The 23,480-nt window shown below is 38.0% G+C and carries 28 protein-coding genes; all 28 read left to right on the forward strand.

Annotated features, from left to right (window positions below; genetic code table 11):
- The 28 genes from fliI (at position 1) to ACKVEV_RS00295 (ending at position 23,471) form a co-directional block, all read left to right on the forward strand.
- The gene (fliI, locus tag ACKVEV_RS00160; RefSeq protein WP_409368358.1) at positions 1–1,326 is read left to right on the forward strand and encodes a flagellar protein export ATPase FliI; all 1,326 of its coding nucleotides are present in this window, start codon (positions 1–3) and stop codon (positions 1,324–1,326) included.
- 1 nt (position 1,327) lies between these two features.
- A complete protein-coding gene (fliJ, locus tag ACKVEV_RS00165) occupies positions 1,328–1,777 on the forward strand; it encodes a flagellar export protein FliJ (protein ID WP_409368359.1) in 450 nt (149 codons plus the stop codon).
- Between the two features lie 4 nt (positions 1,778–1,781).
- On the forward strand, positions 1,782–2,390 hold the full coding sequence (locus ACKVEV_RS00170) for a MotE family protein (protein ID WP_409368360.1): 609 nt from the start codon (positions 1,782–1,784) through the stop codon (positions 2,388–2,390).
- Between the two features lie 28 nt (positions 2,391–2,418).
- A complete protein-coding gene (locus ACKVEV_RS00175; protein WP_409368361.1) occupies positions 2,419–3,702 on the forward strand; it encodes a flagellar hook-length control protein FliK in 1,284 nt (427 codons plus the stop codon).
- Between the two features lie 3 nt (positions 3,703–3,705).
- Positions 3,706–4,374 carry a flagellar hook assembly protein FlgD gene (flgD, locus tag ACKVEV_RS00180; protein ID WP_409368362.1) on the forward strand — a complete coding sequence of 223 codons (669 nt, stop codon included), beginning with the start codon at positions 3,706–3,708 and terminating at the stop codon, positions 4,372–4,374.
- A gap of 15 nt (positions 4,375–4,389) precedes the next feature.
- A complete protein-coding gene (locus ACKVEV_RS00185; RefSeq protein WP_409368363.1) occupies positions 4,390–4,758 on the forward strand; it encodes a TIGR02530 family flagellar biosynthesis protein in 369 nt (122 codons plus the stop codon).
- 90 nt (positions 4,759–4,848) lie between these two features.
- Positions 4,849–5,814, forward strand: a complete 966-nt coding sequence (locus ACKVEV_RS00190; RefSeq protein WP_409370611.1) for a flagellar hook-basal body complex protein — start codon at positions 4,849–4,851, stop codon at positions 5,812–5,814.
- A 105-nt stretch (positions 5,815–5,919) separates the two neighbouring features.
- The gene (locus tag ACKVEV_RS00195; RefSeq protein WP_409368364.1) at positions 5,920–6,141 is read left to right on the forward strand and encodes a flagellar FlbD family protein; all 222 of its coding nucleotides are present in this window, start codon (positions 5,920–5,922) and stop codon (positions 6,139–6,141) included.
- The gene (fliL, locus tag ACKVEV_RS00200) at positions 6,131–6,559 is read left to right on the forward strand and encodes a flagellar basal body-associated protein FliL (RefSeq protein WP_409368365.1); all 429 of its coding nucleotides are present in this window, start codon (positions 6,131–6,133) and stop codon (positions 6,557–6,559) included. The genes ACKVEV_RS00195 and fliL overlap by 11 nt, the downstream gene beginning before the upstream one ends.
- 33 nt (positions 6,560–6,592) lie before the next feature.
- Entirely contained in the window at positions 6,593–7,588 is a 996-nt protein-coding gene (gene fliM, locus ACKVEV_RS00205; protein WP_409368366.1) for a flagellar motor switch protein FliM, read from the forward strand.
- Positions 7,581–8,813 (forward strand): flagellar motor switch phosphatase FliY, encoded by a 1,233-nt coding sequence (gene fliY, locus ACKVEV_RS00210; RefSeq protein WP_409368367.1) that lies wholly within the window; start codon positions 7,581–7,583, stop codon positions 8,811–8,813. Before fliM ends, fliY begins: the two co-directional genes overlap by 8 nt.
- Positions 8,814–8,834: 21 nt before the next feature.
- Entirely contained in the window at positions 8,835–9,197 is a 363-nt protein-coding gene (locus ACKVEV_RS00215; protein ID WP_004269288.1) for a response regulator, read from the forward strand.
- A gap of 10 nt (positions 9,198–9,207) precedes the next feature.
- Positions 9,208–9,876: a flagellar biosynthetic protein FliO gene (locus tag ACKVEV_RS00220; protein WP_409368368.1), complete on the forward strand. Its 669-nt coding sequence runs from the start codon at positions 9,208–9,210 to the stop codon at positions 9,874–9,876.
- A complete protein-coding gene (fliP, locus tag ACKVEV_RS00225) occupies positions 9,873–10,538 on the forward strand; it encodes a flagellar type III secretion system pore protein FliP (protein WP_173477751.1) in 666 nt (221 codons plus the stop codon). The genes ACKVEV_RS00220 and fliP overlap by 4 nt, the downstream gene beginning before the upstream one ends.
- Positions 10,539–10,551: 13 nt before the next feature.
- The gene (fliQ, locus tag ACKVEV_RS00230) at positions 10,552–10,821 is read left to right on the forward strand and encodes a flagellar biosynthesis protein FliQ (protein ID WP_402924788.1); all 270 of its coding nucleotides are present in this window, start codon (positions 10,552–10,554) and stop codon (positions 10,819–10,821) included.
- 4 nt (positions 10,822–10,825) lie between these two features.
- Positions 10,826–11,602, forward strand: coding sequence for a flagellar biosynthetic protein FliR (gene fliR, locus ACKVEV_RS00235; RefSeq protein WP_409368369.1), 777 nt, complete (start codon positions 10,826–10,828; stop codon positions 11,600–11,602).
- Position 11,603: 1 nt separating this feature from the next.
- Positions 11,604–12,692, forward strand: a complete 1,089-nt coding sequence (gene flhB, locus ACKVEV_RS00240; protein WP_409368370.1) for a flagellar biosynthesis protein FlhB — start codon at positions 11,604–11,606, stop codon at positions 12,690–12,692.
- A 24-nt stretch (positions 12,693–12,716) separates the two neighbouring features.
- Positions 12,717–14,750, forward strand: coding sequence for a flagellar biosynthesis protein FlhA (gene flhA / locus ACKVEV_RS00245; RefSeq protein ID WP_409368371.1), 2,034 nt, complete (start codon positions 12,717–12,719; stop codon positions 14,748–14,750).
- Positions 14,747–15,943: a flagellar biosynthesis protein FlhF gene (gene flhF, locus ACKVEV_RS00250; RefSeq protein WP_409368373.1), complete on the forward strand. Its 1,197-nt coding sequence runs from the start codon at positions 14,747–14,749 to the stop codon at positions 15,941–15,943. The genes flhA and flhF overlap by 4 nt, the downstream gene beginning before the upstream one ends.
- Positions 15,940–16,815, forward strand: a complete 876-nt coding sequence (locus tag ACKVEV_RS00255) for a MinD/ParA family protein (RefSeq protein WP_409368374.1) — start codon at positions 15,940–15,942, stop codon at positions 16,813–16,815. The genes flhF and ACKVEV_RS00255 overlap by 4 nt, the downstream gene beginning before the upstream one ends.
- Positions 16,816–17,970, forward strand: a complete 1,155-nt coding sequence (locus ACKVEV_RS00260; protein ID WP_409368376.1) for a chemotaxis response regulator protein-glutamate methylesterase — start codon at positions 16,816–16,818, stop codon at positions 17,968–17,970. It abuts the gene before it with no gap.
- A gap of 16 nt (positions 17,971–17,986) precedes the next feature.
- Positions 17,987–20,044, forward strand: a complete 2,058-nt coding sequence (locus ACKVEV_RS00265) for a chemotaxis protein CheW (RefSeq protein ID WP_409368377.1) — start codon at positions 17,987–17,989, stop codon at positions 20,042–20,044.
- Between the two features lie 27 nt (positions 20,045–20,071).
- Positions 20,072–20,518 (forward strand): chemotaxis protein CheW, encoded by a 447-nt coding sequence (locus ACKVEV_RS00270; protein ID WP_409368378.1) that lies wholly within the window; start codon positions 20,072–20,074, stop codon positions 20,516–20,518.
- Between the two features lie 10 nt (positions 20,519–20,528).
- Positions 20,529–21,161, forward strand: a complete 633-nt coding sequence (locus tag ACKVEV_RS00275) for a chemotaxis protein CheC (protein ID WP_402924765.1) — start codon at positions 20,529–20,531, stop codon at positions 21,159–21,161.
- A gap of 3 nt (positions 21,162–21,164) precedes the next feature.
- Positions 21,165–21,665: a chemotaxis protein CheD gene (locus ACKVEV_RS00280; protein ID WP_409368379.1), complete on the forward strand. Its 501-nt coding sequence runs from the start codon at positions 21,165–21,167 to the stop codon at positions 21,663–21,665.
- A complete protein-coding gene (locus tag ACKVEV_RS00285) occupies positions 21,665–22,036 on the forward strand; it encodes a hypothetical protein (protein WP_409368380.1) in 372 nt (123 codons plus the stop codon). Before ACKVEV_RS00280 ends, ACKVEV_RS00285 begins: the two co-directional genes overlap by 1 nt.
- A 322-nt stretch (positions 22,037–22,358) precedes the next feature.
- Positions 22,359–23,129: a FliA/WhiG family RNA polymerase sigma factor gene (locus ACKVEV_RS00290; RefSeq protein WP_409368381.1), complete on the forward strand. Its 771-nt coding sequence runs from the start codon at positions 22,359–22,361 to the stop codon at positions 23,127–23,129.
- Between the two features lie 33 nt (positions 23,130–23,162).
- Positions 23,163–23,471, forward strand: a complete 309-nt coding sequence (locus ACKVEV_RS00295; protein ID WP_409368382.1) for an RNA polymerase subunit sigma — start codon at positions 23,163–23,165, stop codon at positions 23,469–23,471.
- Positions 23,472–23,480: the final 9 nt, after the last annotated feature.

The raw sequence follows: 23,480 nt of genomic DNA on the forward strand, positions 1-23,480 counted from the left end.
ATGAAAACGGCTCAATTAATCGAACAAATTCCTAATATACCTACTTTTAAAAAGTTTGGTAGAGTAACGAGAGTTGTCGGCTTGATGATTGAGTCGCAAGGTCCTGATAGTTCCATAGGTGATGTCTGTAAAATTCATGTTGAAACATCGAAAAATGGACATCAAATCATTTTGGCAGAGGTCGTTGGGTTTAAAGATGAAATTGTCGTCTTGATGCCCTTTACCTCGCTCCGCGAAATATCGATTGGATGCTTAGTGGAAGGCACAGGAGCACCTCTTGAAATCAAAGTAGGACCCGAACTAATCGGTAAAGTGCTAGATTCAATGGGCAATCCGATTGACGGTACATTGTTACCGAAGGGCTTAATGTCAGTACCTACTGAACAAGACCCACCTAATCCATTAACTCGTCCACCGATCAATGAAAGACTTGAGGTTGGTGTAAAAGCGATTGATGGTATGCTGACTGTCGGCAATGGACAACGTGTAGGGATATTTGCCGGCTCTGGGGTTGGTAAAAGTACGTTACTCGGAATGATTGCACGCAATACACAAGCAGATTTAAATGTTATTGCGTTAGTTGGAGAACGTGGTCGTGAGGTACGTGAATTTATTGAACGAGATTTAGGTCCTGAAGGTTTAAGCCGTTCGATTGTTGTGGCGGCTACTTCTGATCAACCTGCACTGATGCGCATTAAAGGTGCATTTACAGCGACAGCAATTGCAGAATATTTTAGAAATCGTGGCTTAAATGTCATGTTGATGATGGACTCTGTAACGCGAGTAGCAATGGCACAGCGTGAAATCGGTCTTGCAACGGGAGAACCACCTGCTCAGAAGGGTTACACACCTTCTGTCTTTGCCATTTTACCGAAGTTATTAGAACGCACTGGGACGAATGAAAAAGGCTCTATCACGGCGTTTTATACGGTATTAGTAGACGGAGACGATATGAATGAACCGATTGCTGATACAGTTCGAGGTATTTTAGATGGTCATATAGTTCTTGATCGTAACCTTGCCAATAAAGGGCAATATCCAGCTATAAATGTACTGAAAAGCGTTAGTCGTTTGATGAATCATGTTGCAGAACCGGAGCATAAAAAGGCTGCAGAGCGCTTACGAGAGCTCTATTATACATATGACAAATCAGAGGATTTAATTAATATCGGTGCATATAAACGTGGGACATCTAAAGAAATAGATGAAGCCATTTATTATGAACCACTTATTACTTCATATTTAAAGCAAGGGTATTTAGATAAGGTAACGCTTGAGGAAAGTAAGAATGAGTTAATTACATTATCGAACGGTGGTGGCAGATAGGATGGTTACTTATATGTATCGTTTTGAAAAAGTATTAACCATTCGAGAGCAAGAAAAGAATGAAACAGAAATTGCTTATAAAGAATCTGTTCGTTCTTTTGAAGAGGTTGCCACAAAGCTCTATGAATTGCTGAAAAAGAAAGAGGATTTATTAGAATTTCAGCAGGAACGTTTAGCTGTTGGGTCATCAATAGAAGAAATTCATCACTATGCTCGTTTTATTGATAGCCTCGAAAAAACGATTGCTGATGTACAACAAAAAGTTATACAAGCACGTTCGAAAATGAATTGGCACGAAGAAAAACTATTAGAAAAAAACTTGGAAGTACGTAAATTTGAAAAAATGCGAGAAAAAGATTATCAATCTTTCCAACAAGAACAAGACCGCATTGAGAGCATATTTTTAGATGAAATTTCTTCACTTACGTATTTCAAGAAAGAAATCAGGTGATTTCATGGCAAAAAAGGTCAATCGTATTAAAACTGAATTAGAAGAACAACAGCCAACGCGTAAATCAGGAGGTTTCCAAAAGTTTTTTATCTGGATATTAATACCTGTTATGTTCGTCGTAGCGGTGTTACTTGTAGTGGCAACGTTAATGGATACGAACGTCTTTGATTTAGGGAAAAAGGCAGTAAGCAACTTACCATTTGTGCAATCAGATGAACAACAAGCAAAAGATGCGCTTGTAATAGATGATTCAAAGGTTGTTGGCTTAAAGGCAGAAATACAAGAAAAAGAAGCTGAAATTGCCCAATTACAAAGCAAATTGGATGCAACGACAACTGAAAAAGAAAAGTTATTGACAGAGCAAGAGCGATTACAATTTGAAATCGAAAAATTACAACGAGAGCAAGACGATGTGAAGCGAGATTTTAATGATATTTTAACTACTTTTGATAAGATGTCACCTAAAGCAGCAGCACCTGTACTTATTAAAATGAGTGATGCACAGGCACTTCGCATTTTATCGAGCTTAAAACCTGATAAATTAGCAGCCATTCTAGAAAAGATGGAACCGCAAGATGCGGCAAAGTATACAGAAATGATGGCTAAACAATAAGAAATATTTATGAAAAGGAGGTGAAAATATGAATATTGCGATGATGAAAATGCCTGTTCCAAATGCTACGAAGTCTAGTACGGCTACTTCCAAAGCTAGTAGTACTGAAATGACAACAAATGCAGGGGCAGCAAAAGATAAAATATCAAAATTTGGTTCAGTATTTGACAAGGCTGTAGCAACAACAAATCAGCAAAACAAAACATCCCAGACTACTAATTCTCAGGACAACGATCAATTGGCTGAAGTTGATGAATTATTAAATACTAAATCTATTGATGAATTACTAGATTTACTAGAAATTCCACATGATGAAGGCTTGTTAATGCTTCAAGTGGGGGAAGATGGTAAAGCAGTAGCAATGGATGAAATGCTGGATTTAGATAATGTAATGGCTGCGCTGAATATTGATGAAGAGCAATTGCAAAAATTAGTGCAACAATTATTAGATGAAGATCAACAAGCGAGCGACGTCTGGGAACTACTCGCTTTAGTAGATGTGCAAGCACCAATATTGCAAACGCAGTTAGTAGCTGCATTGCAAGGGGAAGGGCAAGTAACGTCAGAAGATGCTACGAAACTCCTGCAAGCATTAAAATTGGTGCAATTAGTTGGTCAAAAATCAGATTTAACGATGTCTCAAGAAAATGCGCTATCAAATGTTAATAATTTTTTAACAGCATTGCAAACACAGATTGAAACGGTGCAAACGGCACAACAAGTTACGACAAAAACAACTGTCACACTTCCGCTACAAGGCTTCCAGCAAGTTGTCCAGCAGGTGCAAGTGACAAAACAAACAGAGACAAGTGCAAATGAGATGGTGACGGCAAATACAGTTCAAACAAAAGCGGACACATTCCAAGTAACGTTACCGGCAGCTAAACCAGCGCAATCGGAAGCATTACTGAAAGAAATGCAGGCCATTATTAATAAGGCTCAAATATCAAATGCACAAGGAATTACCCGATTAACGTTAAAATTGTATCCTGAAAATTTAGGGACTATTCGAATTGAACTTGTACAAAATGATGGAGTAATTACAGCGCGACTGCTTGCTTCTACTGCACATGGTCGTGACTTACTAGACAGTCAAGCGCATCAATTAAAACAAGCGTTTGTTCAGCAAAATATCCAAGTAGATCGACTTGATATTGCACAGTCATTACAAGATGCCGATCGACAGCAACGAGATCAAAACTTCTTTAATAACTTCTTCAGACAACAACAGCAAGAAGAGCAAGAACAGTCAACAGAGGATAGCGACGACAGCATGTCCTTTACAGATTATTTAGAAAACGAGGGGGTGTAAGCGATGGCAGATTCAAAAATTTCAAATGACCTTTATTATTCAAGCTATAAACCACCTACAAGACAAACAGGGAATAGTGAGCTTGGTAAAGATGCGTTCTTACAATTATTGATTACACAATTACAACATCAAGATCCAACAAACCCTATGGATGACCGTGATTTCATAGCACAAATGGCGCAATTCTCATCTTTAGAACAAATGCAAAATATGACAAAGGCGATGGAGTCATTATTAATGTCTCAACAACAAACACAGCTGATGAACTATACAACATTTGTTGGTAAAGAAGTAAAATGGCATGAAATTACAGACGAAGTAGATAAAGATAATAAGCCAGTTGTAAATGAAGGTACGGGTGTTATCCAATCATTGAAATTTGTTGATGGTGAAGCAGTATTTATATTAGCAGATGGTAAAGAAATTAACCCTGGTAATATTTCAGCGATTTTAGGTAATAAAGACACGAGCACAGTTGACAGTAATACAACGACAGAGTCACCACTCGTACAAGCGAGTAAGCTGATTGGTAAAAATGTTACATACAAAGACGGCGAACAAGATGTACAAGGTCGTGTTGTCTCTGTATCCAATAAAGATGGCATTATTTATTACGAATTAGACAATGGTAAAAAACTAGCAGGAAAAGAATTTACAGTCATTAGCGAATAAAGGTGGTGGAGAAAGATGGATAAATTTTCAATTCATCGTGTTCCATTGTATCCAACTATTCGCCAAAAGCAACCTACGCCAATTAATTCACAGCAAACGTTTAGTGCACATTTACAAGAGGCAACGAAACAGGAGCTAAAAGTAAGTAAGCATGCACATGAACGCATTAAAGAGCGTAATATTGCAATTACTGAACAAGAATGGCAAGTTGTATCTGACAAAGTATTTGAGGCGCATGCAAAAGGTGTCAAACAACCATTAGTCTTGATGGATCAAGCAGCTTTAATCGTCAGTGCTAAAAATGCTACTGTCATTACAGCAATGGATCGCACGGAAGCAAAACAACAACTGTTTACAAATATTGATGGCACAATTGTGCTCTAGGGCTGGACCTTCTTAATGTAAGGAAGCCTATGTGTGCTGACTGATAGAGGCACACCATTCAATTCAAAAATGAAGGGAGAACGACAACTTATGTTACGTTCTATGTATTCAGGTATTTCAGGTCTTAAAAACTTCCAAACAAAATTAGATGTTATTGGTAATAACATTGCAAATGTCAACACGTATGGATTTAAAAAAGGACGCGTAGTGTTTAAAGATTTAGTATCTCAAATGCAAACAGGTGCCTCTGCACCTACGCAAACGCGCGGTGGTGTAAACGCAGTGCAGGTTGGCTTAGGTTCACAACTTGCGGCAATTGACACAGTGCACGGTTCAGGGTCATTACAAACAACTGCACGTGTATTAGACTTAGCAATCTCTGGTGAAGGCTTCTTCATGGTAGGCGATGCTAATGGCGCACCGGATGATACAGGTGTGATTGGTGAAGACGGATACAGCAATATTATGTATACACGCGCTGGTAATTTCTATATGGACAAAAACGGATATTTAGTGAATGCTGATGGTAAATATCTTGTTGGTCATGCAAGTGATACTTTATCAGTTTCTGCTGATGGCGATACAATTGATGGCACTGAAGCTGAACAGCAAAAACAAGATAATGGACTTGCTGATATCGAAGGCAATATTGCGGAAGAAATGGACTTTGCAGCGGATATTAAACCAATTAAAATCCCGACTACTGCTCAATCGATGTCGATTGGACAAGATGGAACAGTTGAATATGTGGACTATAAAGGGGATCGTCAATATGCAGGTCAGTTAATTTTAGTTAAATTCCCGAATGCTGGCGGTCTGCAAAAACAAGGTTCTAACTATTATCAAGTAACAGCTAACTCTGGTAATCCATATGCGCAAGTAGCAACAGTTGGCGGTATCGGTTCAGTACAATCTGGATTCCTTGAAATGTCTAACGTAGACTTATCTGAAGAGTTTACAGAGATGATCGTTGCACAACGTGGTTTCCAAGCAAATACACGTATTATTACGACATCAGATGAAGTTTTACAAGAATTAGTAAACTTAAAACGATAGTTTAACAATGCGCTAGTTTTGCGTGCGGTAATTTGAGCTTTACAACATAATTTTCAATATGAGGGAGGGTCGGGCCGGCTCTCATGCCAGACCGGCCCTAATTCAATGATTGAACTAACGCGACTAAATGGCAAAGCATTTACATTGAATGCTTTATACATAGAAACAGTCGAATCTTTTCCAGATACGACGATTACTTTAACAACAGGAACAAAAATAATTGTGTTACAGAGTGAACATGAGGTGCGACAAAAGGTAACTGCCTTTTATAACAATATACAAGTACTATCAAACCCGCATCTACGAGGTGAAGAAGATGAAGAATAATAAAGTGTTAACGATGATTATCATCGTGCTAGTAGCGATTATACTTATTGGCGTTATTGCGTTTGTATTATTTACTCAATTCAATAAGCCTGCAGCATCGCTTGAACCAACAATAGACGAAATTGTAGAAGCCTCTGTTGACGTTCCTGAGATTATGACAAACCTAGCTGATAAACGGATAGTGCGCATGACGCTGAAAATCCAAACTTCAAGCAAGGACGCTGCTGAAGAGTTAAAGAAGCGTGATTTCCAAACGAATAATTTAATTATTCAAGAGCTTTCAGAAATGGAACAAAAAGATTTGGATGGCAAAGCAGGAAAAATCATGTTTGAAAAGGCAATAAAAACACAGTTAAATGAATTGATGCAAGAGGGAGAAATTAAACAAGTATATATTACCTCCTACATCTTTCAATAAAAATTAGAAACTGCTTGAAATGGAGGTGGGCAAATGGCAGGAGATGTGTTATCCCAATCGGAGATAGATGCGTTACTTTCCGCAATCTCTACCGGAGAAATGTCAGCGGATGACATTAAAAAGGAGGATGAGGTACGAAAGGTTAAAGTTTATGACTTTAAGCGAGCGTTACGCTTCTCTAAAGATCAAATCCGAAGTTTGACCCGAATACATGAGAATTTTGCACGATTACTGACTACCTTCTTTTCTGCACAGTTAAGAAGCTATGTACAAATTACTGTAGCATCAGTAGACCAAATACCCTTTGAAGAGTTTGTTCGATCAATTCCGAATATGACGCTCATTAATGTGTTTGAAGTGCCACCACTTGATGGTAATATATTGATGGAAATAAATCCGAACATTGCCTATTCGATGTTGGATCGTTTAATGGGCGGTAGTGGAGCAAGTCATAGTAATGTTGATAACTTAACAGAAATCGAAACAAAAATTATGACAAACCTCTTCGAACGATCATTCGATAATTTACGCGAAGCATGGGAAAATGTTGCGGAAATTGACCCGATTTTAGTAGAGCTTGAGGTTAATCCTCAGTTTTTACAAATGATTTCACCAAATGAAACGGTGGTCGTTATTTCGTTGAATACGATTATTGGTGAGACAAGCGGGATGATTAATATTTGTATTCCGCATGTTGTTTTAGAGCCAATTGTACCGAATCTATCTGTCCGTTATTGGATGCAGACAAATACAAAAGAGATGTCACCAGAGCAGACAAAAATGCTTGAAACACGTGTGAAACAGGCTCAATTACCTCTTTCAGTAGAGTTAGGTATTAGCGATATTACCATCGAAGACTTCCTGATGATGCAAGTCGGGGATGTTATTCAATTAGATCAAAAAATTGATGATCCACTGCTGTTGAAAGTAGGAACATTACCTAAATTCACAGTACAACCTGGTAAACAGGGTAAAAAATTAGCAATCCAGATTATCGACCCTTTGAAAGGAGGAGACGAAGATGAGTGATGAAATGCTCTCCCAAGAAGAAATTGAAGCGTTATTAAGGGGCGAAACGTTGGACGATAGAATGAACGACAGCGAAGCTTCTACAAAAGAGGACATAAATGAAATACGAGTAGAGGATTACCTTGATTCGTTTGCTCAAGATGCACTCGGTGAAGTAGGAAATATATCATTTGGTAGTTCAGCTACAGCTCTATCAGCGTTATTAGGTCAAAAAGTTGATATTACGACTCCAAGTATTTCAATGATTAACCGCAATAAATTAGAAGAGGAATTTCCTCATCCATATGTAGCGGTGCAAGTTGAATATACAATTGGGTTAACAGGTATGAATTTACTCGTGATTAAACAATCCGATGCTGCCATCATTGCTGATTTAATGTTAGGTGGGGACGGTTTAAACCCTAAACCAGACTTAGGTGAAATTCAGCTCAGCGCAGTTCAAGAAGCGATGAATCAAATGATGGGTTCTGCAGCAACATCGATGTCGACAGTATTCAACAAAAAAGTAGATATTTCGCCACCGACAATTGATTTAATGAATATTTCTCAAGACGAAGGACGAGATAATATTCCGGAAGATGATCTTCTCGTAAAAGTGTCGTTCCGCCTGCGAATTGGTAATTTAATTGATTCAAACTTAATGCAATTATTGCCGCTTAAATTTAGTCAAAATATTGTCAAGTCTTTACTAGGTGAAACAGAGGCGATTGAAGAGCCAGTTGCAGCGACGATTGCACCAGAAGCACCTATTGCACCGCCGCCTGTTCAACATACACCGCCACCAGTACAGCAGCCGGTATATCAACAACCAGCTGCGCCAGTGCAACAGCCGATGTATCAAGAACAACAGCCAATGTATCAAGAGCCACAACAAAATTATACGCAGCAAAGACCTGTACAACCTGTAAATGTTCAACAAGCACAGTTTGCTAGCTTTGATCCAAATGTAATCTCTCAATCTGAGGCTAGAAATTTAAATATGCTACTTGATATTCCATTGCAAGTTACTGTAGAGTTAGGACGTACGAAACGTTCTGTTAAAGAGATTTTAGAACTAGCTAGTGGATCGATTATTGAACTGGATAAATTAGCAGGGGAACCGGTTGATATTTTAGTTAATAGTCGTTTAATTGCAAAAGGCGAAGTAGTTGTTATTGATGAAAACTTCGGCGTTCGCATTACAGATGTTTTAAGTCAAGCAGAGCGTTTAAATAATTTAAGATAGTTTCAATTGGAGGAGTTAACCATGTCTAAAAGAATTTTGATTGTAGACGATGCTGCATTTATGCGCATGATGATCAAGGATATTTTGTCGAAAAACGGATTTGAAGTTGTAGGGGAAGCAGCCGATGGTCTACAGGCTGTTGAAAAATACAACGAGTTAAAGCCAGATTTAGTAACAATGGATATTACAATGCCTGAAATGGATGGTATTGCAGCGCTTAAAGCGATTAAAGGTACTGATCCAAGTGCTACTGTCATTATGTGTTCAGCAATGGGACAACAAGCAATGGTAATCGATGCAATTCAAGCTGGTGCGAAAGACTTTATTGTGAAGCCTTTCCAAGCTGATCGTGTAATTGAAGCGATTCAAAAAGCATTAGGATAAATCCATGCAAATGTTAAAATCATTTCGTCTTACGATGATTTTCGCATTTCTTGTAACCTTCCTATTTGTGTACCTACCATCTGGTGCTGTTTATGCAGACTCCGATACAAATGTTGATTATTGCATAAAAAAACCAGAGGCATGTAATGATAAAACAGACCCAGCTGCGAAAGAAGATACAGTTGTTTCTGCAGCTGGAGATGTTTCTGCATGGGAATACATAAAAATGGTTTTGGCGCTTATTTTTGTTGTAGCTTTATTTTATGGGTTAATGAAGTTTCTAAATAAAAGAAATTTAACTTTTCAACGAAATCAAATGGTACAAAATTTAGGCGGTTTATCGTTAGGGGCACAAAAGTCTGTCCAACTTCTGCAAATAGGAAAATCATTGTATTTAGTTGGCGTCGGTGAAGATGTCCAACTTTTACGTGAGATTACTGATCCGCAGGAAGTGGAAGCATTGCTAGCGCTTTATAACGAAAAGCAGGAATTTGCGGCAACATCACCTTATATAGCAGAGATATTTTCCAAGTTTAATAGAAAAAATAAGCAACATTCAACAAATGCTCAACAGCAAGATTCATTTGGTGAGCTTTTTGAAAAAAAGATTTCCGAAATTAAACAGGAGCGTAGTGAAGAAATCGAGAGATGGAAGCAAAAGGAGAATGATGATCAATGAATGATATAGTCAATTATTTTTCCAACAGCGATCCAACAAATGTCTCGACATCTGTTAAGCTCCTTTTATTATTAACGGTTTTGTCACTTGCACCGAGTATATTAATTTTAATGACGTCCTTTGCGCGAATTGTCATTGTACTGTCCTTTGTGCGCACAGCTTTGGCGACACAACAAATGCCGCCGAATCAGGTGATAGTGGGCCTTGCTTTGTTTTTAACATTTTTCATCATGGCCCCTACTTTCCAAGAGGTGAACAAAGAGGCATTACAGCCATTATTCGCTGAAGAGATCGGACTAGAAGAAGCATACGAAAAAGCGAGTGTGCCTTTTAAAGAGTTTATGAGTAAACAAACAAGGCAAAAAGATTTAGATTTGTTTTTACAGTATAACCAAGCAGAAAAACCAGCATCAGTGGAGGAAATTCCGTTAACGATGCTTGTACCTGCCTTCGCATTAAGCGAAATTAAAACCGCTTTCCAAATTGGTTTTATGATATTCATTCCATTTCTAGTTATCGATATGATTGTTGCAAGTACATTAATGTCGATGGGGATGATGATGTTACCTCCGGTTATGATTTCATTGCCGTTTAAGATTTTATTATTTGTACTCGTCGATGGCTGGTACCTCGTAATGAAATCATTATTACAAAGTTTTTAGGGGATGATACAGTATGACAGGTGAAATGGTTATTTCAATTGCAGAGCGTGCCATTATGATTATCCTTCTAACAAGCGGACCGCTATTATTAGTTGCTTTAATCTCGGGTTTAGCGGTCAGTATTTTTCAAGCAACAACATCGATTCAAGAGCAAACGTTAGCATTCGTTCCAAAAATTATCGCAGTATTAGTGGCCATCGTTTTCTTTGGTCCATGGATGTTATCGCAAGTAACGAGCTATGCGAGAGATATTTTTGAGAATTTAACGCGTTATATAGGGTGAATACATGAATGAACTAATCCCTCAAATAACGATTTTCTTATTAGTGCTTGTGCGAGTAACGGCTTTTTTTGTAACGGTACCTTTCTTTTCATATAGAACGATACCACAACAAGTACGTATAGCCCTCGCATTCGTTTTAGCTTGGATGATGTATTATACAATAGACGTAGAGCCATTTCTTTTTAATGGTGATTACATACTTTTAGTGATGAAAGAAGCGCTTATTGGATTGCTACTCGGTCTAGTAGGCTATATCATCATGTCGGCAATTCAAATTGCCGGAAGCTTTATCGATTTCCAAATGGGATTTGCCATCGCCAATATTATTGATCCTCAAACGGGTGCGCAAAGCCCGCTTATTGGTCAATTTTTTAATACATTGGCCTTGCTATTTTTGCTAGCGATTAATGGCCATCATATGATTTTAGATGGCATTTATTATAGTTATCAGTTTTTACCAATCGATCAAGGATTCCCTAATTTCGCACAAGATGATTATATCCAGTTTGTTATCACAACATTTACTGCCGTTTTTGCCATTGCCTTTCAAATGGCAGCGCCTGTTGTTGCAACATTGTTTTTAGTAGATTTAGCACTTGGCATTACAGCGAAAACGGTTCCGCAATTAAATATCTTTGTTGTCGGTTTTCCTATTAAAATTGGTGTTAGTTTTTTAGTGCTATTTACGATGATGGCTGTCATGATCCAAGTTATTCAAAAGTTGATTTCGATTATGATTTACGGGATGCGCGATTTGATGGCGATATTAGGTGGTGGATAACATGTTGCTACTACTGGACTTAGATTTACAATTTTTTGCGGGTGAAAAAACGGAAAAGGCGACACCGAAAAAACGACAAGATGCCAGGAAAAAAGGGCAAGTCGTTAAAAGTCAGGACATATCTAGTGCGATTGTTATGCTTATGGTGTTTATCTTTTTATTTTTCTTCGCGGGATCATTGCGAGATGAACTATTATCGTTTTTTAGGCAAACCTTTATCCATAACATACGTGTAGAAACACTTACAATAGATAGTGTCATGCATCTATTTACCGAAACATTAGTAGAAATGGCTTATGTTATCGTCCCGATAATGGCGATTGCTTTCGTAGGAGCATTAGCAGGTAACTTTCTACAGTTTGGTTTTTTATTCACATTAGAGCCGATGAAATTCGATTTAAAAAAGATGGATCCTATTAAAGGATTAAAGAAAATTTTTTCAGTAAAAGCCATTGTGGAGCTTTTAAAATCAATTTTAAAAATCACCTTTATCGGTGGTGTAACAACAATTATTATTTGGTCAAATTTACATGAAGTATTAGCTTTATCTTTTAAAAGTCCGTGGATGACCCTTATTACTGTAGGTAAACTAGTGGGCATTATGGGTATCGCGGCTTCTCTTGTGTTACTCTGTGTCTCCTTGTTGGACTGGATGTATCAAAAACATGAGTATGAAAAAAATCTTAAAATGTCTAAGCAAGACATTAAAGATGAATATAAAAATAGTGAGGGTGATCCGCTCATTAAATCAAAAATCAAACAACGTCAGCGCGAAATGGCGATGCGTCGAATGATGTCAGAGGTTCCCAATGCGGATGTGGTTATTACCAACCCAACGCACTATGCGATTGCTCTGAAGTATGATGAAGAAAGTATGGATGCCCCACGTGTAGTGGCAAAGGGAACAGACTTTGTTGCTCAAAAAATTAAACTAATTGCGAAAGAACATGATGTCGTGATGGTTGAAAATAGACCATTAGCACGCGCCATGTACGATCAGGTAGAAATAGGCGATCAAGTACCAGAAGAGTTTTTCAAAGCAATAGCCGAAGTACTCGCTTATGTTTATCGTATCAAGCGGAAAATTTAAAGCTTTTATGTAGGAGGGACACAAATGAAGGTTCGCGATATAGGGGTTTTAGGTGCGGTTATTTTAATCGTTGCGATGCTCATCATCCCTCTTCCTCCGTGGATGTTAAGTTTCTTAATCGTCATTAATATTACGTTAGGATTAATAGTACTTTTAACAGCAATGAGTATGAAGGAAGCGTTAGATTTCTCTATTTTCCCTTCCGTTATTTTACTGTTAACCTTGTTTCGACTAGGATTAAGTGTTTCCACAACGCGTGCGATTTTAGCGAATGGAGATGCTGGTTCAGTTGTTGAAACCTTCGGAGATTTCGTAGTTGGCGGGAATGTTCTCGTAGGTTTAGTAGTGTTTTTAATTTTAGTATTAATTCAGTTTATCGTTATTACAAAAGGGGCGGAACGTGTTGCAGAAGTAGCTGCTCGTTTCACGCTGGATGCGATGCCGGGTAAACAAATGAGTATTGATGCTGATTTAAACGCTGGTGTTATTTCTGAACGAGAAGCGCGTGAACGACGTGATAAAGTTGCGGGTGAAGCAGATTTTTACGGAGCGATGGATGGTGCTACGAAATTCGTAAAAGGGGATGCTATCGCCTCAATGGTGATGGTTATTATTAACTTATTATTTGGTATTATTATCGGCGTAGTACAAATGGGCTTGCCATTTGCGGAAGCAGCCACTCATTTCTCAAAGCTAACGGTTGGTGATGGTATTGTGTCACAGATTCCTGCACTGCTGATTTCAACAGCGACAGGGATTGTTGTAACACGTGCTTCCTCAAAAGGAAGTTTAGGCGAAGATATTACAGGACAATTATTCGCTCAAGCAAAGCTCCTTTATGTTGCTGGGGGTACTATTATTTTACTAGGTTTGTTCACGCCAATTCCAAACTGGGTGACGTTACCAATCGGAATTGCGCTAATAGCAGGTGCTTACATGATGGAACGTAAAAAACCAGAGGATGAGGAAGAATTACTTGAAATTGAGGAAGAAGTGGCAACAGATGGCATGAAGAGCCCTGAAAATGTTGTGAATTTATTGAATGTGGACCCAATTGAATTTGAATTTGGCTATGGTTTAATTCCTTTAGTCGATGCGGCACAAGGCGGAGACTTATTGGATCGTGTCATTATGATTCGACGTCAACTAGCATTGGAGCTAGGGATTGTTATTCCGGTTGTGCGTATTCGAGATAATATTCAATTACAACCTAACGAATACCGCATTAAAATTAAAGGCAATGAAATGGCACGAGGTGAGCTTTTACTCGACCATTATTTAGCAATGAGCCCTGGTGATGATGATTCAATTGAAGGCATTGATACTGTCGAACCATCATTTGGACTTCCTGCAAAATGGATTACTGAGCAAGTTAAAGAAGACGCTGAAATGTCTGGCTATACGGTTGTGGACCCACCAAGTGTTGTATCAACCCATTTAACCGAAATTATTCGAGCAAATGCGCATGAATTGTTAGGTCGTCAAGAAACAAAACAATTAATTGACCATTTACGTGAAACACATCCGATTTTAGTGGAAGAATTAACGCCTGCACCATTGTCTACAGGAGAAATCCAAAAAGTATTGGGCAAGCTACTTCGAGAAAATGTTTCAGTCCGTAATTTACCAATTATTTTTGAAACATTAGCGGACTATGCAAAATTAACAAGTGATACCGATATATTAACAGAGTATGTTCGACAATCTTTAGCTCGTCAAATTACCTCACAATATGTCGGGAACAGCCCGTCATTGAAAGTCATTACTGTATCGGGTAAAGTCGAGAAAATGATTGCGGATAGTATTCAGCAAACGGATCACGGTAATTATTTAGCGATGGATCCGCAAGATTCTCAAACGGTTTTAGAGACGATTGCATCTGAGGTAGAACGTGTGTCCTTTATGGAACAATCTGCGATTATTTTATGTTCTCCAGCAGTTCGTATGTATTTACGTCAGCTGACAGAACGCTATTTCCCGCAGATTCCAGTGCTATCTTATAATGAACTAGATGCTTCAATTGAAATTCAAAGTGTTGGGGTGGTGAATGTTGAGTGAAAATGAAAAAATATTATGCATCTTCCATACCAGAAGCAATGAAGCTTGTGCGTGCTGATTTAGGCGAGGACGCTGTCATTTTGAATTCAAAGGTTGTCGTAACAAAGAAACTTTTTGGGCTTGTTAAAAAGAAAAGTTTTGAAGTTGTTGCAGGTATTGACGCGATGGAGCAAAGCTTTACAGCTCCATCGCCTGCTAGTATGCCGACAATGTCTGCTAAAAAAGAAAATGCTAGTTTACAAGAGATTACAAATGCTGTACAAGCTCAAATTCAACATGCCCAGCCTAAACACGTACCAACTTTACAAGATGACTCTGGTATGTCTGAAGAACTGAGGAAGGAAATTGCCGATTTAAAATCGTTAATGCAATCTATGCACAAGAAGGCTAGCCAAGCTCAATATCCCGATGAACTCTTACCCTTCATTGAATACTTAAGACAGCAAGAGCTAAAAGAGGAGCTCATCACAACGATCGGTGATGAGCTTTTTATGCATTTCAAAGAAGCTTCAGAAATCAATTTTTCACAATGCAAGCTAATTACAAAAAACTTGTTGCGTAAAAAATTAGAAGGAATGCCGATGGGGGGGCTATCGTATGAACGTAAATACATTAATGTTCTCGGGCCTACTGGTGTCGGCAAAACGACGACTATTGCTAAAATGGCAGCGCGAGCTGTTTTAGAGAAAAAGAAGAAAATAGGCTTTATTACTACCGATACATACAGAATTGCTGCGATAGAGCAGTTAAAAACGTATGCTGGCCTTTTACAAGCGCCTGTCGAAATTGCCTATAACTCGACAGATTTTGAACAAGCAGTGCAACGATTGTCCCATTTAGATTTAGTGTTTATCGATACAGCCGGACGCAATTATAAAGAAGCAAAGTATGTAGATGATTTACAGCGCCTTATTAAGTTTGATGATCAAGCTGAATCGTTCCTAGTGCTTGCCATGACGGCAAAAGAAAAGGATATGACCAATATTATTGACCAATTTACAAGCGTCCCTATAGAGAAAATGATTTTTACTAAGATTGATGAAACAAATTCTATTGGCACAATGATTAATTTAATGATTAAATATAATAAAGGACTTGCTTACTATACGAATGGTCAAGAAGTACCAGAGGATATTGAAGAAGCTGATTTAGAAGCAGTGCTTAATTTGTTTTTCCAAGGTGAAGAAAAATGAGGGATCAAGCAGAAACATTGCGCTTGAAAATGTTGAAACGGCAAGGGCAGTTAGGCAAGACACTTGCTGTTGTAAGCGGTAAGGGTGGAGTTGGTAAAAGTAACTTTTCAATGAACTTTGCAATTAATTTAGCGAGTAAGGGCAAAAAAGTAGCCATTGTAGATATGGATATTGGCATGGGCAATATTAATATTTTAATTGGGAAAAATGTTTCTTATAGTTTGAAAGATTACTTGGAAGGTAACAAATTACTAGATGAGGTCATTTTTGAAGGACCACATGGTTTACAATGTATTGCTGGCGGGTCTGGCATGTCGAGCGTGCTGGAATGGTCAGAGGCCATGTTTGAAAGACTCATTCATGCTTTTGACCAACTGCAAAAAAACTTCGACTATATTTTATTTGATATGGGCGCCGGTGCGACGAATTGGTCTTTAGAGTTACTGACTTCTATTGATGAAATCATCGTTATTTCAACAGCAGAGCCAACTTCTATTACAGATGCCTATTCGATGATGAAATATATTCATGTACGAGATATGGATAAGCAAATTTATATACTCTGCAATCGTGCTTTTTCTAAAGAAGAAGGTATTGAAACAATTGACCGTTTAAGACTAACGATGAAACGTTTTTTAGACAAAGAGGTCACTGTATTAGGCTCATTACCGGAGGATCCTGTTGTACGTAAAGCGGTACGTGAACAAGTGCCATTTTCAATCGCTTATCCAGATGCACTTATTTCTAAAACATTGCAATTGATTGTGGCGCGTTTTATGGAACAAGGAACAGAAGAAGTGCATGCACATGAACAGTCAGCAAGTAAATTCTTAACTAAACTTAGAAGTATTTTTTCGAAAGGACGTGATTAATTGGACTTTTTACATAAAAGCAAGCTGTTAGTTGTGGATGATTCTGCTTTTATGAGAAAGCTAATTAGTGACTTTTTTGTTGATAGCTCGAAGGTTGAAGTAGTTGGAACAGCACGAAATGGAAAAGATGCGATCAAGAAAATTCAAACATTAAAACCTACAGTCGTGACAATGGATATTGAAATGCCTGAAATGAATGGACTCGATGCATTAAATGAAATTATGACAATTTGTCCAGTGCCTGTCGTCATGCTTTCAAGTACAACCCAACGAGGGGCTGAAAATGCACTAACTGCAATCGAGTATGGAGCAGTTGATTTTGTTGCGAAACCTAGCGGAACAATCTCTCTTGATTTACATAAAATCCAATCTGAACTTGTTCATAAAGTAGAACAAGCTTCATTGGTACCTATTTCTAAACTAAAAAAACCTTCTAGTAGTAAAAAGCAACAGGACCCAATTGTATCAGCAACTGCTATAAGAAAAGAACTTTCGAAAGAACGAAAAGTGACACCTCCAGTCAATGTGAACGCGTCTGTAGTAAATAGTACGAAGCCTCATGTTGAATGGAGTAAAGCAAGCAAGAAAATTGTGTTAATTGGTACATCTACGGGTGGACCACGTGCGCTGCAGGAAGTTATTACAAAAATTCCAAAATCAATTCAAGCGCCGATTCTAATTGTTCAACATATGCCGGCTGGTTTTACGAAATCACTGGCTTCTCGCCTCAATCATTTGAGTGAGATTACAGTAAAAGAAGCAGAGCAAGGCGATATTTTACAAAATGGCGTAGCGTATATTGCTCCGGGTGGATACCATTTAAGATTAAGAAAAGTAGGTACCTCCTATGGCATCGTATTAGATAATCAAGAACCACCACGTTCCGGCCATCGCCCGTCTGTAGATGTCATGTTTGAAGATGTAAGTCAATTTAAAGATTTTGATAAGGTAGCAGTGATTATGACTGGTATGGGCTATGATGGTTCAAAAGGACTGAAAGCTTTAAAACGTACCGGTAATGTAATGGCTATCGCAGAGTCAGCTGAAACTTGCATAGTGTATGGTATGCCGAAAGCTGCGGTGGAAACGCAGCTTGTCGATGAAGTCGCTGATGTAGATGATATTGCACAAACAATTATGAAATATTTGCCTTAAAAGGGGTGTCCTCTTAATGGAAGTCAATCAATATTTAGAGATGTTTATCGAAGAAAGTAAAGAGCATTTACAAGCTTGTAGTGAGCATTTATTAGAACTAGAAAAAAACCCCGATGATTTGGCAATCGTTGGTGAGATTTTCCGTTCAGCGCATACACTAAAAGGTATGTCAGCGACTATGGGCTTTGAAGATTTAGCAGACTTAACACATAAAATGGAAAATGTCTTAGATGCTATTCGAAATGAAAAGATTCATGTATCACCAGAAATTTTAGATATCGTTTTTGAATCTGTCGATCATTTAGAAGAAATGGTGATGGATATAGCAAATGGTGGAGATGGAAAACGTGATGTTTCTTCTACTGTTGCGCAATTAAAGCGCATTGAGTCAGGCGAGGAAGCAATTCCTGAAGTTGTAGCAACTGTAGAAACACCACAAGTAGCAAGTGTATTAGAATATGATAGCTTTGAACAAACGGTCATTACACAATCTGCTGAACAAGGATTTAATGCTTTTGAAATTTCAGTAAGTCTGCGTGAAGACTGTCTTTTAAAAGCGGCACGCGTATTCATGGTATTCGAGATTCTAGAGAAAGATGGAGATGTGATTAAATCAGCGCCATCTGTCGAAAAGCTTGAAGATGAACAATTCGATCAGCAATTTTATGTAGCATTTGTAACGAAAGAATCAGCAGAAGATATGCAGAAGAAGTTAATGAAGGTTTCTGAAGTTGAGGAAGTTAAAATTGCGACAATTAATCAAGAGCAATTTAGCGAAAAACAACAATATGAGGCAAGCCAAGAAGTAGCGGCTACTGCAACTGCAACGGCGGAAGTAGTAGACACGCAAGAGACAACAGCTAAGCCTGCAGCAGCAAAAACGGCAACGCCTGCAAAAGCAGATAAAAGTCATGCGCCTGTAGGAAATAAAACGATTCGTGTAAATATCGAACGTTTGGATATATTAATGAATCTTTTTGAGGAGCTTGTGATTGACCGTGGGCGTCTCCAATCCATTTCAACAGAAGTGAATCATGGCGAGCTAAATGAAACTGTGGAACGAATGAGTCGTGTAATGGGTGACTTACAAACAATTATTTTAACGATGCGCATGGTACCAGTTGAAACGGTATTCAACCGCTTCCCTAAAATGATTCGTCAGTTATCTCGAGACTTAAACAAGAAAATTAACCTTGAAATTATCGGAGCAGAAACAGAGCTTGATCGTACTGTAATCGACGAAATTGGAGATCCGCTTGTACACTTAATCCGTAACTCTGTCGATCATGGTATTGAAAATCCAACTACGCGCCGTGCAAAAGGTAAGCCGGAAGAAGGTACTGTCGTATTACGTGCTTATCATAGCGGTAACTATGTCTTTATCGAAATTGAAGATGACGGTGCGGGCATTAATCGTGATAAAGTGTTGTCCAAAGCAATTTCTAAAGGCATTGTTACACAAGAACAAGCACTTACGATGTCAGATAATCAAATCAATGAGCTTATTTTAGCCTCTGGTTTCTCAACAGCAGATGTTATTTCGGATGTATCAGGTCGTGGTGTAGGACTGGACGTTGTTAAAACGACGATTGAATCTTTAGGTGGAAACATTTCTATTGAATCGACACAAGATGTAGGCTCGATTTTCTCTATTCAATTACCGCTAACATTATCGATTATTTCTGTAATGCTTGTGGAAATCGAAAAAGAAATTTATGCGATCCCGCTATCATCCATTATCGAAACTTCGATTATCCGTACATCAGATATTATGAATGCTCATAATCAAAAGGTAATCGACTTCCGTGGCAAAGTGGTTCCACTTGTATTCTTGGAGGAAATCTTTGAAGTTCCTCGCAAAGAGCTACAAGACGATGAATTCCATTCAGTAGTAATTGTTCGTAAAGGCGAGAAACTTGCTGGTTTAGTTGTCGATTCATTCATTGGTCAACAAGAAATTGTACTGAAATCATTAGGCAACTACTTAACGAATATCTTTGCCATTTCAGGTGCAACAATTTTAGGTAATGGTAAAGTAGCCTTAATTGTAGATTGCAATGCACTTATTAAATAAGGTGAATGAATAAGAGAGGTGTTAACCATGACAAATGCAGTTGAACAAGAAAATATTAAAGTAATTGTCTTCCAATTAGCAGATAAGGAATATGCTATTCCAGTATCCCATGTTCAAGGTATCGAGAAACTAATGCATATTACACGTGTGCCTAAAACAGAGAAGTATGTAAAAGGTGTTATTAATTTACGAGGTGTTGTCACGCCGATTATTGATTTACGACAACGCTTTGAATTACCGATTTCTGAGCATGAAGAGACGACGCGAATTATCATTATTTCATTAGAGGATATGGAAGTAGGCTTTGTAGTTGATTCAGCGAATGATGTATTGGATATTCCAGCGAACTCCATTGAACCACAACCAGAAGTAGTAGGTTCTCTTGAAGAAGAGTTTATTTCAGGTGTAGCCAAAATTGGTAAACGTTTATTAATTTTATTGCATTTAGAAAAAGTATTAAATCCACTAAAGTAGGGATTCGATTATGACATTTAATCAAAAGATTACATCACTGCATTTAGACGTCTTAAAGGAAATTGGTAATATAGGTGCCGCACATGCTGCGACAGCACTTTCCAATTTGCTTGGTAAAAAAATCGATATGCGAGTACCAAAGGTCGAAATGGTATCATTTAATGATATGATGGAGCTCGCTGGTGGCTCTGAAAATGTCGTTGTTGGGATTTTTTTACGCATTGAAGGTGATGCAGAAGGGAGTATGTTCTTCATTCTTCCTATCGAACAAGCAAATCGCTTTATCCGTCGTCTAATCCAGGATGAATCATTCGACTTTAAAAACCCACCTGTTTCTGAGTTAGGTTTATCAGCCATGCAAGAAATGGGAAATATTTTATCAGGTTCTTATTTATCTGCGCTATCAGACTTTACAAATTTAAAAATTTATCCCACAGTGCCTGGTCTAAGTGTGGATATGTTTGGAGCAATTATTAGTATTGGCTTAATTGAATTATCGCATGTTAGTGATAATGTCATCGTAATAAATACATCCATTTTTGAAGACGGTGTGGAGGATCATGAAACAGTAAGAGGACATTTCTTCTTACTGCCAGATCCAGATTCTTTTGATGCTATTTTTAAAGCATTGGGAGTTTCATAGGCTATGCTAAACACGAATGGGCAAGTAATAAAAGTTGGAATTGCGCAAATGGATGTAGCGAAAGTTCCGAACACGATTAGAACCTCAGGTCTTGGTTCTTGTGTAGGCGTTATTTTATACGATGAGTCAAAGAAAATAGCTGGTTTAATCCATGTAATGCTACCAGATTCTAGTCTTGGTAGATCCGAATCAATAAATGTCGCAAAATTTGCAGATACGGGCATTTCAGCTATGATTGATTTATTAAAACTAGAAGGTGTTCAAAAATTTAAGCTCAAAGCTAAAATTGCAGGGGGTGCGCAAATGTTTCAATTTACATCTGATAAAGATTCAATGCGCATAGGTCCACGTAATGTAGAGGCTGTTAAGTTTGAATTAAAACGTCATGGAATTCCTTTAGTTGCCGAAAATACGGGCGGTAATAGCGGTCGAACAATTGAATTTAATCCGGCTACGTCGATATTAAATATTCGAACGGTTAACCAAGGAGTGAGTGAAATATAATGTTTGGTTCTATTTTTTATAACCTGTGGGGGGCGTTAATTGCCTTTTCTTGTTACTTCTTTATAACGCTGCAACAACCCTATACGCCATTACGTATTATCATAGGTTCATTTATAGCAGCAATTATCGTATTTTTTGTTATGTATATCGTTAGGTTTTTAATTGCATATGTACTATTTACGCCAAATGCTGATCAAGCATTAGCAGATAGTGAGCTTGAAGAACACAGTTCTACACATCTCAACGAGGGAAGTAATGAAGCATCTTCTACAAGTTCAACCGTTGAGTTTCAAGATGAAAACACAGAAGATATTGCTCAAGTTGTACGAACGATGTTGAATCGTGAAGATGAACAACAAGTAAATGCATAAAGCGAGAATGTTTTGAACTGCCTCTAATGTTAGCTGTCTACTAATCATTAGAGGCAGTTTTCTTATGCTTAAAAATACCGTGAATCAATAATAGAATAGTGTAAGAGAATCATATGAAATTATAGTCGAATCTTGTTATAATAAAAGGAAAGAATGGCATGGGTTTGTATTCTACGTCTGTCAGTCATTGTAAGCTAAATATTCAAAGATGCTTATGTAGTTAAGCGTGAAGTGTTAATCGTGGTCTGAGTACAATGACCCCTTGGAACATGTCAGCTTGCTAACAGGCGCAATATGCTTTTCATAAAGAGAGGTGGATTTTATGACACAACCAATTCTAAACGATGAACAAAAGCTGTGGAATCGGTGGATTCATGATCGTGATCCAGATGCGGGTGATTTACTAATTAAAAAATATACATCTCTTGTGACTTATCATGTACAGCGAATCGGTGCAGGTGTACCTAAAAGTGTATCGCGCGACGATTTAACGAGCTTAGGCATGCTAGGTTTATTTGATGCTTTAAATAAATTTGATATAAACCGAGACTTAAAATTTGATACATATGCTTCCTTTAGGGTGAGAGGCGCCATCATTGATGGTTTACGCAAGGAAGATTGGTTACCACGTTCTGCGCGAGAAAAGGCGAAAAAGTTGGATGCTAAAATTGAACAATTAGAACAACAATATATGCGCCATGTGACACCAGAGGAGCTTGCAGAACATATGGAGGTCCCTGTAGAAGATGTTTACCAAACTGTACAGGAACATTTCTTCTCAAATGTACTTTCCATTAATGAGCAACAAGATCAGGAGGAAACTGAGGGAAAGTCATTTGTGATTCGTGACGATACGACAAAAACTCCAGAGCAGGTCGTCATAAAATCAGAATTACTCGATGATTTAGCAGTAAATATTCAAAAGCTTAATGATAAAGAGCAACTTGTACTTAGTTTATTTTATACAGAGGAATTGACCTTAACTGAAATTGGTGAAATGCTCGAATTATCAACATCACGTATTTCACAAATTCACTCAAAGGCTTTATTTAAGCTGCGCAAGTTACTATCGAATGAAATGATCAATGTGTAAACATCATCACGTTTTGTTGAGGGAGGAAATCTAGTGAGTTTAAAAGGTGTCGAATTACAAATAGCTATTCCAAAAACGTTTGAAGCGGGTAAAATGGCGGATCAGGCACAACAACAAACTTTAGCTCAACAAGCACATGCGAATGAAGCGCTAAAAAAGGAAATCGAACGCAAGCAAAAAGCTGTCAATACATCAGAAGGTATGTCTGAGATTAGTGAAGAGGAAGAAGCGGGGGGTGACTATATAAAAGGGACCCGTAAAAAGAAAAAAAATCATAACGAAAAACCAGAAAAACAGGCTCAACATCCGTTCAAAGGTAATTTCGTGGACTTTAGTGGATAGGAGTTTACT

This window comes from Lysinibacillus sp. 38-6 (assembly GCF_046245175.1).
In the GTDB taxonomy this organism is placed as follows: domain Bacteria; phylum Bacillota; class Bacilli; order Bacillales_A; family Planococcaceae; genus Lysinibacillus.

What these genes read in the sequence shown, in the direction of transcription:
- fliI (WP_409368358.1), top strand. Translation starts at nt 1, where the DNA reads ATGAAAACGGCTCAATTAATCGAACAAATTCCTAATATACCTACTTTT.
- fliJ (WP_409368359.1), top strand. Translation starts at nt 1,328, where the DNA reads ATGGTTACTTATATGTATCGTTTTGAAAAAGTATTAACCATTCGAGAG.
- ACKVEV_RS00170 (WP_409368360.1), top strand. Translation starts at nt 1,782, where the DNA reads ATGGCAAAAAAGGTCAATCGTATTAAAACTGAATTAGAAGAACAACAG.
- ACKVEV_RS00175 (WP_409368361.1), top strand. Translation starts at nt 2,419, where the DNA reads ATGAATATTGCGATGATGAAAATGCCTGTTCCAAATGCTACGAAGTCT.
- flgD (WP_409368362.1), top strand. Translation starts at nt 3,706, where the DNA reads ATGGCAGATTCAAAAATTTCAAATGACCTTTATTATTCAAGCTATAAA.
- ACKVEV_RS00185 (WP_409368363.1), top strand. Translation starts at nt 4,390, where the DNA reads ATGGATAAATTTTCAATTCATCGTGTTCCATTGTATCCAACTATTCGC.
- ACKVEV_RS00190 (WP_409370611.1), top strand. Translation starts at nt 4,849, where the DNA reads ATGTTACGTTCTATGTATTCAGGTATTTCAGGTCTTAAAAACTTCCAA.
- ACKVEV_RS00195 (WP_409368364.1), top strand. Translation starts at nt 5,920, where the DNA reads ATGATTGAACTAACGCGACTAAATGGCAAAGCATTTACATTGAATGCT.
- fliL (WP_409368365.1), top strand. Translation starts at nt 6,131, where the DNA reads ATGAAGAATAATAAAGTGTTAACGATGATTATCATCGTGCTAGTAGCG.
- fliM (WP_409368366.1), top strand. Translation starts at nt 6,593, where the DNA reads ATGGCAGGAGATGTGTTATCCCAATCGGAGATAGATGCGTTACTTTCC.
- fliY (WP_409368367.1), top strand. Translation starts at nt 7,581, where the DNA reads ATGAGTGATGAAATGCTCTCCCAAGAAGAAATTGAAGCGTTATTAAGG.
- ACKVEV_RS00215 (WP_004269288.1), top strand. Translation starts at nt 8,835, where the DNA reads ATGTCTAAAAGAATTTTGATTGTAGACGATGCTGCATTTATGCGCATG.
- ACKVEV_RS00220 (WP_409368368.1), top strand. Translation starts at nt 9,208, where the DNA reads ATGTTAAAATCATTTCGTCTTACGATGATTTTCGCATTTCTTGTAACC.
- fliP (WP_173477751.1), top strand. Translation starts at nt 9,873, where the DNA reads ATGAATGATATAGTCAATTATTTTTCCAACAGCGATCCAACAAATGTC.
- fliQ (WP_402924788.1), top strand. Translation starts at nt 10,552, where the DNA reads ATGACAGGTGAAATGGTTATTTCAATTGCAGAGCGTGCCATTATGATT.
- fliR (WP_409368369.1), top strand. Translation starts at nt 10,826, where the DNA reads ATGAATGAACTAATCCCTCAAATAACGATTTTCTTATTAGTGCTTGTG.
- flhB (WP_409368370.1), top strand. Translation starts at nt 11,604, where the DNA reads ATGTTGCTACTACTGGACTTAGATTTACAATTTTTTGCGGGTGAAAAA.
- flhA (WP_409368371.1), top strand. Translation starts at nt 12,717, where the DNA reads ATGAAGGTTCGCGATATAGGGGTTTTAGGTGCGGTTATTTTAATCGTT.
- ACKVEV_RS00255 (WP_409368374.1), top strand. Translation starts at nt 15,940, where the DNA reads ATGAGGGATCAAGCAGAAACATTGCGCTTGAAAATGTTGAAACGGCAA.
- ACKVEV_RS00265 (WP_409368377.1), top strand. Translation starts at nt 17,987, where the DNA reads ATGGAAGTCAATCAATATTTAGAGATGTTTATCGAAGAAAGTAAAGAG.
- ACKVEV_RS00270 (WP_409368378.1), top strand. Translation starts at nt 20,072, where the DNA reads ATGACAAATGCAGTTGAACAAGAAAATATTAAAGTAATTGTCTTCCAA.
- ACKVEV_RS00275 (WP_402924765.1), top strand. Translation starts at nt 20,529, where the DNA reads ATGACATTTAATCAAAAGATTACATCACTGCATTTAGACGTCTTAAAG.
- ACKVEV_RS00280 (WP_409368379.1), top strand. Translation starts at nt 21,165, where the DNA reads ATGCTAAACACGAATGGGCAAGTAATAAAAGTTGGAATTGCGCAAATG.
- ACKVEV_RS00285 (WP_409368380.1), top strand. Translation starts at nt 21,665, where the DNA reads ATGTTTGGTTCTATTTTTTATAACCTGTGGGGGGCGTTAATTGCCTTT.
- ACKVEV_RS00290 (WP_409368381.1), top strand. Translation starts at nt 22,359, where the DNA reads ATGACACAACCAATTCTAAACGATGAACAAAAGCTGTGGAATCGGTGG.